8 protein-coding genes are annotated in these 12,812 nt (G+C 61.4%); 4 read left to right on the top strand and 4 right to left on the bottom strand.

The genetic code is table 11. The features are described 5' to 3' along the window. Window position 1: 1 nt before the first annotated feature. On the bottom strand, window positions 2-1,945 hold the full coding sequence (locus ACZ5B4_RS02865) for a preprotein translocase subunit SecA (RefSeq protein WP_464912936.1): 1,944 nt from the start codon (window positions 1,943-1,945) through the stop codon (window positions 2-4). A gap of 289 nt (window positions 1,946-2,234) precedes the next feature. Between ACZ5B4_RS02865 and ACZ5B4_RS02870 the strand changes: the two genes are divergently transcribed. After that, entirely contained in the window at window positions 2,235-2,828 is a 594-nt protein-coding gene (locus ACZ5B4_RS02870) for a hypothetical protein (protein ID WP_464912937.1), read from the top strand. Between the two features lie 343 nt (window positions 2,829-3,171). Further along, window positions 3,172-4,068 (top strand): sugar phosphate isomerase/epimerase family protein, encoded by an 897-nt coding sequence (locus tag ACZ5B4_RS02875; protein ID WP_464912938.1) that lies wholly within the window; start codon window positions 3,172-3,174, stop codon window positions 4,066-4,068. Window positions 4,069-4,213: 145 nt separating this feature from the next. Here the strand turns inward: ACZ5B4_RS02875 and ACZ5B4_RS02880 are convergent, their stop codons facing one another. The 3 genes from ACZ5B4_RS02880 to ACZ5B4_RS02890 form a co-directional block, all read right to left on the bottom strand. Then, the gene (locus ACZ5B4_RS02880) at window positions 4,214-7,480 is read right to left on the bottom strand and encodes a discoidin domain-containing protein (protein ID WP_464912939.1); all 3,267 of its coding nucleotides are present in this window, start codon (window positions 7,478-7,480) and stop codon (window positions 4,214-4,216) included. Between the two features lie 64 nt (window positions 7,481-7,544). After that, window positions 7,545-9,002, bottom strand: a complete 1,458-nt coding sequence (locus tag ACZ5B4_RS02885) for a sugar porter family MFS transporter (protein WP_464912940.1) — start codon at window positions 9,000-9,002, stop codon at window positions 7,545-7,547. A 66-nt stretch (window positions 9,003-9,068) separates the two neighbouring features. Then, a complete protein-coding gene (locus ACZ5B4_RS02890; protein WP_464912941.1) occupies window positions 9,069-10,034 on the bottom strand; it encodes a nucleoside hydrolase in 966 nt (321 codons plus the stop codon). A gap of 238 nt (window positions 10,035-10,272) precedes the next feature. Between ACZ5B4_RS02890 and trpD the strand changes: the two genes are divergently transcribed. Continuing rightward, window positions 10,273-11,289 (top strand): anthranilate phosphoribosyltransferase, encoded by a 1,017-nt coding sequence (gene trpD / locus ACZ5B4_RS02895; protein WP_464912942.1) that lies wholly within the window; start codon window positions 10,273-10,275, stop codon window positions 11,287-11,289. A gap of 121 nt (window positions 11,290-11,410) precedes the next feature. Continuing rightward, the gene (locus ACZ5B4_RS02900; protein WP_464912943.1) at window positions 11,411-12,775 is read left to right on the top strand and encodes an MFS transporter; all 1,365 of its coding nucleotides are present in this window, start codon (window positions 11,411-11,413) and stop codon (window positions 12,773-12,775) included. Window positions 12,776-12,812: the final 37 nt, after the last annotated feature.

A 12,812-nucleotide genomic window follows, 5' to 3' on the forward strand; every position in this document is an offset into this window, starting at 1 on the left:
CTCAGCTAGGTGTGTCCAGATAGGGATCCTGCCCCATCTGTCGTTGCATCTTCTTTCGCTCGCGTTCGAAGTGCATGAGGGCTTGGCGATCACGGAAATGCCGGCGTTCGATTCTTCGTTGAGCTTTTCGGAAAAGGTATGCCAATTCGGGGAACAAACGCCGGGACCGCCGCCCTAACGCCGCATAGCGTGCGGCCCGCTTCGGCCCGAGCCCCTTTTCCAAGAGCTCGTCCTCCAAGGACAAAAATTGGCGGAAGGAGCCGGGGTCGCCTTGACGACCGCAACGTCCGCGCAACTGCCAGTCGATGCGGGCGGCATCGTGCATCTCGGTGCAAATCACGTGCAATCCGCCCAGTTCAGCCACCCCCGGCCCCAGGCGGATATCCGTTCCCCGACCGGCCATATTGGTGGAAACCGTCACGCGGCGCATCTTGCCGGCCTCCGCGACGATGGCGGCTTCCTTTTCCACGTGATGCGCGTTCAAGACGTCGTGCTCGATTCCTCGCTGCTTGAGCAGGCGGGACAGGAATTCCGATTTCTCGATGGACCGCGTTCCGATCAATACGGGGCGTCCCAAGGCGTGCATTTCGCACGTCTCATCGACGACCGCCTTCCATTTTTCCGCTTCGGTGCCGAAGATCAGGTCGGGCAAGCGCTTGCGAATGCTGGGACGATTGGTGGGGATGATGATGACCGGGCACTTGTAGATACGGCGCAACTCTCGGCTGGAGTCTCGGCCGGTGCCCGTCATGCCCGCCAAGTGCCGGTAGCGGAGGAAAAAGTCTTGCACGGTGACTCGGGCGGCCTGCCCCGTCGCAACCGTGACCTCCACGCCTTCTTTGGCCTCCACGGCCTGGTGGATTCCGTCCCGCCACTTTCTCCCCTCGGAAAGCCGTCCCGTAAACTCGTCCACAATGACGATTTCCCCATCGCGAACCACGTACTCGCGATCACGGATGAAGTCTCTCGCCACTTTGATCGCGCGTTCCAAGTATTCGTACACATGGAACATACCTACGGCCGCCATGGCTTCGGGTTTGGGGAGTTGCCGCGCCTTGCGTCGTCCCTCGCGAGTCAGCTCCACCGACTTTTTCTCGTGGTCGTATTCGTAGTCCTCATCCTCGAGGAACTGCTCGGCCACGCTAGCCGCCCATTTGTAACACTCCACCGCGATCTGTTCCTCTTCCGTGGGCAGGGCGCTGATGATGAGAGGCGTTCGGGCCTCGTCGATGAGGATGCTGTCGGCCTCGTCCACGAGGGCGAAGAACGGTTCCCGTTGAACGGGTTGTTCTCCGCTTTCCACCCTCTGATCGGTGAGCATGCTGCCGATAAGATCGGTTTGCCCCTCGCGGATCTTGCGAAGGAGCAGCCTGTCTCGCAAGAAGTCGAAACCGAACTCCTTGGCGGTACCGTAGGTGACGTCGGCCGCATACGCTTTGCGCCGAGCCTCTTGCGACATATCCGTTTGGATGACGCCCACGGTCAGCCCCAAAGCCTGGTAGATCGGTCCCATCCATTCGGCGTCACGTTTGGCGAGGTAGTCGTTCACGGTCGCCAGATGGCAGCCTTGCCCGGCCAAGGCGTACAGATACATGGGCAGCGTTGCGGTGAGCGTTTTGCCTTCCCCGGTCTGCATCTCCACGATGGCGTGGTGGAACAGCGCGATTCCCCCCAAGACTTGGACATCGAAATGCCGCATGTTGAGGCGACGCCGACCTGCCTCGCGGACGAGTGCGTATGCCTCCGGGAGCAGACGCCCGAGCGGCTCTCCACTGCGAGCACGATAGCGTAGGGCCAGGCTCCGCTTGCGCAAGTCGGCGTCCGAGAGCGATTGGCATCGCGGTTCCAGTTCCCCGATCCGCGCCACCAACGGCCTCCAGTGGGATATCCACACGTGGGAGGGAATCGGCAGGACGGCGGCAAGATTCGTTCCGGGTGACGGCATGGCGTAATTTGTTTGTAAGGGAGCTACCTCGGGGGCGGGGATATCGTCCCCGGCAGTGCATTTAGGATTATAGGAGACCGGACGGAAACCGGGGATGCGACTTCGGCGACCAACGACGTCGGCCGGAGATTCGCTCGGATAAGTACCGCCGATCGCTATCCATGATGGCATTATTCCCCAGATTCTTGAGCTACATTTCATTAACCAACCATACCTTTTTTCCGGCTTTGCGGGGGCCTGCTCAGCGTGCCGCCCGCATGCCGTTTCCGTTCGCTCCAAGCTGCGTCTTATGGCCATGGAAAACTCGCGACAATTGCGCCAACGGCTCTTCGTCGATCCGGAGGTCCAGGCTGCACTACTCCTCCGGGTAGTCACGTACTGGGTGCTTTGTTTGGCGGCCGTCGCTTTGATGCTGCTGTGCTGGCGCGTCATCGCCGGTCCTCCGCGACCGGTCTTCGCCCATTTGGAGGAGTTGTGGTTCCGGTTCGGGCCTCCGTTCTTTGCGTCTCTCGTGGTATTACCCTTGATCTTGATGGACATCATCCGGTTGAGCAATCGGTTTTCCGGCCCCCTGATTCGGTTGCGCCGCTCGATGCGGGCACTGGCGCGCGGCGAAAGCGTCAACCCATTGCGTTTCCGGCAGGGTGACTTTTGGAAAGACTTCGCGGACGAATTCAACGCCGTTGCCGAGCGGGTCGAGGAATTGGAACGCATCTTGCGGTCAGCCGAAGCCGGCCGTGAAAACTCATCCCGCAATCTCGCCCCGTCGGCCGAGGGAAGTCCGCCTGCATCAAGTTCCGCACGTTCCGGTTCGGCTCGGCCCATCGTGCTGCCGGACTGCGGAGCCGGTTTTGTGCCTCCGAGCTTCGTCGACCAGGGGTAATTTCCTAATTACTCGGCGAAGTGGCCGTCTCCTGCAAATGCAGAACCTGGTGCCGGGCGTCCCAAGGTGTCTTGAGTGATACAGCGAGAGCGTCGCTAGATTGCTACCGTTTCTCAGCGGCGCTATACTCAAGGCAGTCGGATACGTGGCGCGATGGCCCGGCGCTTGCTCGTTTCCGCGGTTCACGGAGGACGATCGGCACGGAGTAGCAGGTCGCTTTCGCCGCCGGCGGCCACGGTCGTGACGGCGGCAAGTTAGGTCTCGGGCTTCGTAGCTCGGCGCTGCAACCGCGATTTGGAAGTTTTTGGTTCATTGGCTTCACTGAAATATGGGAGATGGCATCATGTTGAGTCGTCGAAGCTTCGTCGGTACCTCCGCTGCCATGATGGGGACCCTGGCGGCGCCGCGTTGGCTGGTGGGCATCGGCTCGGCGCAAGAGGCCAAACTGGCTGACGGCGCCCCGCATGCCGAAAAGTTGGGATGGCGACTGGGCTGCCAAGCGTATAGTTTCAATCGCTTCAGCTTCTTCGAAGCCATCAAGAAGAATGCCCAGGTCGGACTGCGCTATATCGAAGCATATCCGGGCCAACGTTTAGCTCCGGAGGGCGACGCCAAATTCGATGAATCGCTCTCTGCGGAAGGACGACGCGAGGTCAAGGCCCGCTTGGCCGACTCGGGGATCAAGTTGGTGAATTACGGCGTCCGCGGACTGGGAACCAATGCCGACGACAACCGCCGCGTCTTCGATTTCGCCAAGGATATGGGCATCGAAACGATCGTGTCGGAGCCGCCCTTCGACGCCTTCGATGCCATCGAGCCGTTGTGCAACGAGTACGAAATCAACGTCGCCCTTCACAATCATCCCAAGCCCTCGATCTATTGGAACCCGGATACCGTGCTTCAAGTGTGCCAAGGCCGCGGCAAACGCATCGGGGCGTGCGCGGATACCGGCCACTGGATGCGATCGGAGATCGTGCCTCTTGAGGCGATTAAGAAGCTCGAGGGACGGATCATCTCCTTCCATTTCAAGGATCTGAATCAATTCGGAAGCGGGGCGCACGACGTCCCGTGGGGGACGGGCAAGGCGGACGTGCCGGCCCTCTTGCGGGAGATTCACCGGCAGGGACTCAAGGCCGTATTCTCCATCGAATACGAGTACAATTGGGAAAACTCGCTGCCCGAAATCGCCGAATGCGTCAAGTTCTTCGATCGCGTCGCGAAGGAGATTTTGGAGAGCTGAACCCGTCTAGATCCGCGGAAAGGCGACCGATTCGGTTGTAGAAGGGCCGGTCTCGGCCGGAATCTCGGAATGATTCCGATCCCGCCGCGCCGCGTTCGTGCGGCGCGGCGGATTATGCATTGGCCAAATTGCGGATTGCCGCCGGCTATGGGTTCAAGATCAATTCCACTTCGGCAATCGAAGCGAAGGGCCGGTTGCGGATTTCCCGGAGCGCGACGACCCGGATGAATCGGGCTTCCCGCGGGGCGGCGAATGTGATTTCCCTCTCCACGGCGCGAGTGTCCCACGATTGCCGGGCGACCGTTTCCCAGGCCTTGCCGTCGTCACTCAACTGGATTTCGCATTCCGCCAATTGTCCGTTGGGATTTCCGTCTTGCCGGGGCACGAGACGCAGGCCTTTGAGCGCGACGGGCCGCTGCAATTCAAGCGTCCAATGATGGGGAAACGGCGAGGGGCTGGGGGTCCAGGCCGTGTGCCACATGGTCTCGGTGTTGCCGTCGATGGCGCAAGCCGGTTCAAAACCCGGTTCGCTACTGTCGGCGGAGGCTTGCGCCCCGAGTTGCTCCAAAACGCCGGGGGTTCGCCACAACCCCTCCCAGGCTACCCGTTCCAACACGACCTCCGGCGAGAATTCCGGCGACGCGGCGTACCGCAGAAGACCGGACAACAGTTGCCGAGCGACAGGCCGTTGTTCCAGGTCCTTCGTCAGGTCGATACTGCACGCCAGCAATCGACCCTCTCCAACGCGAGCTTCCCAAACCAATCCCAATTTGCGGGCATCGCTCCAATCGTCGATCGGCTGCACGATCGGGCGCAGTTCGCGGGGCAGGCCGTCCAGTAACATCGGTTTGCAATGATCCAGCAGTTCTTGCCACTGCCAATCGGCGTGGAAGGCCGTCGGGAAATCCCGCAAAGCCGGGTGCTCGGGTCGGCAGACGATTCCTACCGTGTGAACCGTTTGTGATGGGAATGTGATACGATTCCAGAAGATGGGCTGGAAAGTTCCCAGGGTCTGTCCGGCGATGCGCCCCGGCGGCGCCAGCAAGACGACACGCTTGCCGCTTTCCGCGGCCTGCCAAGCGGTTTCGGGATCGTCACTGAGCACGACGTCGCGCGGAGTCTCGATCGGCGGATTCTTCGGATAGATCCAAATCTTCCAATCGTTCTCGATCGGCGTACCTTCCAGTGTCGCGGTCAACGTCAATTCGTCGGGAGCCGGCAGATCGGCCGTCGGCAGGCGTAGATCGCCGAGCGTCGTCACCCCGCCCGTCGGTACATCCGAAGCGGTCAACGCGCCTTCTACGAGCACGCGATCCCCCTGGTGCAGTCGCCATTTCAGCACGACCTGGTCGAGCGTGCGCGGCCCGTAATGCGCAATATCGAGCCGGCAGTCGAAGGCCTCATCGGTCGTGAATACCCGTTTTTTCATCCTCGCCAGCAGCACCGTGGAATTGCAGAAGCGGCGGTATTCGTCGGGCGTGCAGTACCCTTTGGATTCCCAGAAGGCGTCGAGGACGCCCACGGGAGCGGTTCCCTGACCGGGAAAGTCGTGCAGATCCAATAGTTGGAATCCTGCCATCCCCGGCGTTCTCAGTGCCGTTTCGATTTCCTGCTTGTACAGCGCGACCTGAAATCGGCCGGATGCCGCGAGGAACTCTTCGGCTTGTTCCCACAGTCCTTTCCGCTTGAGGATTTCACGGAAGACCTCCACATTAGAACCGCGGAAGAAACCCGTGTATTTCTCCGGCTCGGAGACGACGTTCGGATAAGCGCACCACTGGCCGATCTCGTGGCTGACGACGGGGATTCCTTGCTTTTGGATGTGTTCCCGGTAGTCGTCCCAGGTCTGCGGCGTCTTGTTCAACTGGAGCGGTCCCCATGCCTGCAAACGCGGCGCATGTTGCACGTGGTACTGATTGGCCGGGATGGAGGGCCAACCGGAACCGGCGGTGTAGGCGTGCCGCGGGTCGCTGCGACGCTGGGTCTCGACCCAACGCGTCAAAAAGGCATCGCGTGCCCGACCGCCCGGCTCATTAGACGCCGCCATCAAGAGCAGCGACGGATGATTTCCGTAATGCTTGCGGATGCGCGCGGCCTCACTGTAGACAAATGCGTCCACAGGGCTTCCATCCCCGAATGCAGCCCAGCACGAGGCTTCGACTTGGTAGTACATTCCCATTTCGTCGGCAGCCTGAAAAGCCGCTTCGGGCGGGCACCACGAATGGAACCGCAGGTGATTGAGGCCGTAGGATTTGGCCGTCGCCAAAATCCGACGCCACGACTCCACGTCCATCGGAGGGTGCCCCTCGCGGGGAAAAATGCAGCATTCCAGCGTTCCGCGGAGAAAGATCGGGCGTCCATTGACGGTGAATTGCGTGCCTTGGACGGCGAGGTCTCGAAAGCCGAACGTGGTGGTTGCCGTGTCCGTGATTTCCGGCCCCGAGTCGCCGTTCGCGGCGAGTGCGGCGGATAGCTCGTACACCGCCGGATCGAATTCATCCCAAGGTCGGGCCGTTTCGCCCAGACGATAGTTGAGCGTGATTTGACCGCCGTCTTCATCCCACAGAACGGGGTACTCTTGTGCGTGGTGCATAGCGCCGCCCACGTCGCCTTTCAGGTCCGCCTGAAGCGTGATCGTTCCGCGGCCGCGGGAACCCGTGCGGTTTCCCAGCGTGATCTTTACCTCCGCCGACTTCGTGCTCCAACTTGGAAAGACCTGGAGTTCTTCGATCCAGACGGGGGCGCGACTGCGGAGTTCCAACTTTCCCACAATGCCGTTCCAATTGCCTTGCGTTTCGTCCGAAATGCTATGGGCGCTGGTTCCCACGGGTATCAGATAACTGTTATCCACGCGAATGGTGAGTCGGTGCCGACCGGGAGTGAGGTGGTCCGAGAGGTCGTGGATATGCGGCGCGGCCAAGGAGTCGGCAGAACCGATCGATCGATCGTCAACCCAAACGTCGGTGCGCCAGTGAGCGCGCTCGAGAAATAGCGTGATGCGGCGGCCGGCCCAACTGTCCGGAATATCAACGTCGCGCTGGTACCAAGCCGGACCCACGTAGTGTCGCGGCGGCGTGAGGAAAAACGGACAAAGAAAATTGTCATCCGAAAAGAACTCCGCGAAGCGCGGATCGTTTTGCAGCTTGAGACCGATACCCGCCAGCCACTTGCTGCCTCGGCCGGGCCGAGAACCATAGCCTTGTCCTTGCAGCATACCGGGCAGTTCGATGCGATCAGGGAGCGATTGGGAATACCAGGCCCCTTGGATGCCCTCGTCCAGCGGGTCGAGGCGAAATCGCCACGTGCCTTGCAAAGGCAGCACTTCCTCGGCAACGACGAGAGCTTCGCTGAGGAGGGTGAGCGCGGCGCATGTGATCAACGTCCAACCTAAACGCCATCCGCGATGTAACATGGCAAGATCCCCCAGAATGTCCGTCGAAAATCCGCCCTTCAACTTGGGATGCCGCCGAATAGTACTACGCGCGCGGCCGTGACGTAGCCTTGCCCTTCAAGAGTTGACGCTCGATCTCCTCCAAGGTACTTCCTTTGGTTTCGGGGAGGAATCGCAGGATCCCGATGAAGCCCGCGACGCAGATCGCCCCGTAGAGCCAAAAAACTCCGTCCGGCCCCAAGGCTCCCAAGAGTAGGGGGAAGGTCAGCGTCAATGCCGTGCACCCCAGCCACAGCGAGAAAACCGCGATGGAGACGCCCACGCCGCGAACGCGATTCGGAAAAATTTCGGAGATGATTACCCAGGTTACCGGTGCCAAGGACATGGCGTAGCAGGCAATGGCGGAGACGACCAGCACCAGCATGTGTATGCCGGTGCTGTGGAAGTGATACCCCAGGCCGAGGACGAAATAGATTCCCGCTAGACCGCCCGCTCCCATCAGCATCAAGGTCCGGCGTCCCCAGCGATCCACCGTGTAGATGGCGACGAACGTGAAAATGAGATTGGTGACGCCGGTAATGACGATGTTCAGCATAACGGCGCTGACGCCGTAGCCCGCCGCTTGGAATACCTCTTGGGCATAGTTGAAAATCACATTGATGCCGCACCACTGTTGAAAGACCGCGAGAAACACTCCGAGTGCGACGATGCGGAGAATCCCCGGCTGGAGCAGCTCGCTTACACGAACACGATTTCCGTCTTGCGACGCCAACGAGTCGCGAATGTCGCGCAGGGCATGGTCGGCGTACGGCTTTCCTCCCACGCGGGCCAGAATCAGCTCGGCGGCCTTTTCCCGCCCCGCCTTGACCAGCCAACGCGGGCTTTCCGGGACGAAGAACATGAGGATGAAAAATGTGGCCGCGGGGATGGTCTCCGCTCCGAACATCCACCGCCAGCCGAACTGTCCGTTCCAAGTGCCGCGGATGAAATCGGCTAATTGAGCTTCCGCAATGTCGGAAGGGACGGGCTGAGCGATCGCCCAATTCGTAATCTGCGCGGCCAGGATGCCGATCACAATGGTGAGTTGATTGATGGAAACGAAAACGCCGCGAACCTCGGCGGGCGATACCTCGGCGATGTACATGGGCGAAAGGTTGGAGGCCAAGCCGATGCCGATCCCGCCCAAGATTCTCGCCGCGTTGAACGAAACATAGCTCTCGGCCAGGGCCGTCCACACGGCGGAGGCGGTGAAGAGTAGTCCCGCCGCGACGAGAAGACGGCGGCGTCCCCAGCGGTCGGCCAGCATTCCGGAGAGCACGGCCCCGACGAGACACCCCGCCAGGGCGCTGCTTTGAGCGAACCCCTGCCAAAAACTCTTCGGTGCGATATGAAAGTAAGGCTCGTAGAAGGGTTTGGCGCCGCCGATTACAACCCAATCGTAGCCGAATAACAGGCCCCCCATGGCCGCCACAAGGCAGACCGACCAGAGGAAGCCCATATCGTAAGCGGTTGGTTTGGGGGCGGAAGTCTGTTGATGATTCATGGCCCTGAGGGCGGATTTCCGCCGGTTCCGGATCGGATGGAATCGGTCGTGGGGCCGGAGCTGAGGTCAATCGGGGGAGTCGACCGGACCGACGGCGTCAGCGGCCTGGCGTAAACGCTGCACGATCTCCTGATGGACCGCCCCGGCATCCACGGAGACGGCGACTTCGAGGTTATTGTGGCGCCATGCCGGAGCGGCGCGGCGATCGAAGACCGTGGCGCCCATGGTCAGTTCGCCCGCCGTCTCCACGTCGCCCGACATCTCCGTAAAACGAAACAGTTCCGGGCAGGCCACCGCCATCAAAGCCAGAGTGTCGTGCAAGTGGATGGTCTCGCGGCCCAGTTCCAGTCGATAGTTGCGAAATTTCGCCGAGAGCAGTTTCCGAAACAAGGCCCCCACTTTGTTGGTTTCCTCGGGAAGTTCGTTCAGAAACCCCAGCCCCAGTGTTAGTTTGTTGCTGGCATCCAAGGGAATCAGGGTCTTGGCGGCGGCGGAAGAGAACACCACGCGAGCGGCGACGGGATCGCAATAGATGTTGAACTCCGCGGCGGGCGTGATGTTTCCGCCCACCTGTACGGCTCCGCCCGCGATCACGATGCGTCCCACCAAGGAGGAAAACTCCGGGTCCCGTTGAATGGCCCGCGCGATGTTCGTCAAGGGACCGAGCGCGATGATCGTAACGGCATGGGGCGCGCTGCGAACCTCGTCCACGATAACCTTCTCGGAAGGATGCGGTGTCCGCAGCTCGGCGACAGGCAGCGCGGCGACCCTTAGATCGTCGGCGGAGTCGGCGAAGCGCCCCTTCACGGGCAGCCCTTGGTCCGGCTCCGAGGCCGCGCCGATGCGGGGAGATCGTTCCGGATCGAAATAGGCAAGCAAGGCTTGGGTGTTGCGGGTGGCGACGGCCGGCGGTACGTTGCCCCCCACTGCCGTTACCGCAAGGACCTCCCAATTCGGTGCAAAAAGGCTGAGACACAAGGCGAGTGCGTCGTCGATACCCGGATCGATGTCTAAAATAATCTTTCTCGCCATGCGGCACCTGGATTGCTTGGGAGTCCTTCCATTCCCATGAACGCTGTTGACGATTGTAAGAATGCCGGTCGCTTGCCGCAATACCTCGAGATTCCTCCTGAGAGCTTCGCCGGTACAATGCGGGCGGGTAGCGGCGGATCGCTTTTTGTCGGACCGCGCCGCGAGCAGCGGACTCCTCGCCGCAACGGAAGGGGCAAAGCGGGAGATGGAAACGTGATTTTTCGCGAAAGGCCCACGTATGCTTCATGACGCATTGAGGCGACTCGAGCAAGGAATCGACCTCACGTTCGAGCAAGCCGCCGCCGTGATCGAGGTCATGATTTCCGGAGCGTGCGAGGAGGAGCTCGCAAGACGCATCCTGGCGGCGATGCACGTGAAGGGCGAAGCGGTGGAGGAGGTGGCGGGTGCGGCTCAAGCCATGCGGAAGCACATGGTCCCAATTCGACCTGAGGCACCGCTGGTCGTCGATATTGTCGGCACGGGAGGGGATGGAGCCGGCACATTCAACATCAGTACGGCCGCCGCCGTCGTCACCGCCGCCGCGGGGATTCCCGTGGCCAAGCACGGCAACCGGCGCATTACCAGCCGCAGCGGGGCCGCCGATGTGCTGGCGCTGCTGGGGGTGGCTGTCAATGCCCCTCCCGCATTCGCCGAAGAGTGCTTGAACGAACTGGGGATCTGCTTTTGTTTCGCGCCGAATTTCCATCCCGCCATGCGGAATGTCGCCGATATCCGCGCGAAGCTGGGCCACCCGACGATCTTCAATCTTCTGGGACCGTTGACCAATCCGGCCGGGGCGGGTATTCAGCTCTTGGGCGTGGGGCGAGAGCACCTGCATCGGATGATGTCCGAGGCACTGTGTCTCTTGGGCACACGACGCTCCGCCGTGGTCTTCGGCAGCAGCGGCTTGGATGAGATCGATCTCAGCGGGTTGACCCGCGTCATCTTGGTGGAAGACGGCCGCACGCGGAATTTCGGCTGGACTTGGGAAGATTTCGGACTCAGCCCCGTGAGCCTGGAGCAACTGCAAGTTGCCGGCCCCGAGGAAAGCGCCGCGCTGATTCTCGATATCCTGTCGGGGCGACCTTCGCCGGCGGCCGATGTCGTGGCCGCCAACGCCGGCGCGGCTTTGTGGTTGGCGGGGAAGAGCGACAAACTGGACGACTGCGTTGAATTGGCGCAGGGGGCCGTGCGTGGAGGCGCCGCGGCCGATTTGCTCAACCGCTGGATCGCGAAGAGTCGGCTTGTGTCGTGATCGGCCGCCGGTCGAACGGAGACCGTCGAAACATTGCGGCCTCGTCGCGTCATGGCGTTCGCCCCTCCGCTCGGTTTACCCGCGATTACGTACTGCTTCACCGGATATTAGGATCAGCTCCGTGGATCGAAAGACGTTTCGGCTGGTGCTCTTGGTTTCGTGCTGCCACGCCTTGGTTCACGTTTATGAACAATCCTTTTCGAGCGTGGAGCAATTGATTGCCGATGCCTTCGGCGTCAGTCAGGCGACGACCGGTCTCTTGGGGACTTCCTTCCGGCTGCCGTTCGGACTGTGTGCCTTGGCCGCCGGTTGGTTGGCCGATCGCTGGGGGCAAAAGGCCATGTTGGTGGTCTATTTGGTGGGTTGCGGGTTGACCAGTCTGTTCTTGTTCTCGGTGGGGAAGACCGCCGCCTTGACGGGCAACATCGCAATCCTCTTCGTCGCTTTGCCGATCTTGGGACTCTTCGCTTCGATCTATCATCCCGCCGGGCTGGCCCTGATCGCCCAACGTACCACTCCCGAGAATCGTCCGTTATCGCTCGGATATCATGGCATCTTGGGGTCTCTGGGGATCGCGGCGGGGCCGCTTTTCGCATCCTGGGTTTTGTATTCGGGCGGCAGTTGGCAGTCGTTCTACCTCGCGCTTTCCGTGCCGGGAATCGTGCTGGCCCTGGTTGTGTTTTTCGGCCTTCGCGATGACGTGCACGCCGTGGAAGCCCGCACGCCGGCTTCCGAGGGGGCGGGCTCGGCCTTGCCGTTAACGAATTCCCACGCCGGTTTCGAGTTGCAAGTTGATGATCGGCACCGGGCGGCGAGGGGGCCCGCGGACGGCGATTCGCTCGGAGCACAGGAGACCGCCCCTCCCTCGCACGCTTCGCTGTCCGAGGAGAAACCCGCCTGGAGCCATTACTTTCTGCTCATCACGGCGACGACGTTGGCGGGATTTGTCTATTCTGCGGTCATGACGTTCCTGCCCCGTTACTTGGACGATTCGGGGTTGTTTCCCCATTTGACCAGGGAAACGGTACGCAACATCCTCAGCGGGGCCGTACTCTTGCTCGGTATGATCGGGCAATATACGGCGGGGCGTTGGGCCACCCCGCGAACCCTGGAACGGATGCTCGCCGGCGTGTTTTGGGCCAGCCTGCCGCTCTTGATCGTGATGGGTGCCGTATCCGGGATTTGGCGGGTATGGGCGGCGGCGGTGTTCATGCCCGTCTTCTTTATGCACCAGCCTCTCTACAACAGCCTGGTGGCCAAATATGTTCCGCAGCGGCGCCGCAGCATGGCCTACGGCTTGAGTTTCACGCTCAGCTTCGGCGGCGGCAGCATCGGCCCCGCCGTCATCGGTTTCCTTCAGGCCGGGTCGGGGCCTTACGGAAACTTGGTCAGTTACGGCGTGTTGGCCATGACGATCGGAGCGGCGGCGGCCATGGTGCGACTATTGGCGAGAAAAGCCGCCGTGACGCAAGGCCGCGGGCATTGACCGGTCGTCCTGCGAAGACGCCCGGCGCGGCGGATCG

The sequence above is a fragment of the Thermogutta hypogea genome (assembly GCF_055386265.1).

Bases quoted from the DNA above. Each gene is read 5' to 3' on its own strand.
- ACZ5B4_RS02865 (WP_464912936.1), bottom strand. From the start codon at position 1,945: ATGCCGTCACCCGGAACGAATCTTGCCGCCGTCCTGCCGATTCCCTCC.
- ACZ5B4_RS02870 (WP_464912937.1), top strand. From the start codon at position 2,235: ATGGCCATGGAAAACTCGCGACAATTGCGCCAACGGCTCTTCGTCGAT.
- ACZ5B4_RS02875 (WP_464912938.1), top strand. From the start codon at position 3,172: ATGTTGAGTCGTCGAAGCTTCGTCGGTACCTCCGCTGCCATGATGGGG.
- ACZ5B4_RS02880 (WP_464912939.1), bottom strand. From the start codon at position 7,480: ATGTTACATCGCGGATGGCGTTTAGGTTGGACGTTGATCACATGCGCC.
- ACZ5B4_RS02885 (WP_464912940.1), bottom strand. From the start codon at position 9,002: ATGAATCATCAACAGACTTCCGCCCCCAAACCAACCGCTTACGATATG.
- ACZ5B4_RS02890 (WP_464912941.1), bottom strand. From the start codon at position 10,034: ATGGCGAGAAAGATTATTTTAGACATCGATCCGGGTATCGACGACGCA.
- trpD (WP_464912942.1), top strand. From the start codon at position 10,273: ATGCTTCATGACGCATTGAGGCGACTCGAGCAAGGAATCGACCTCACG.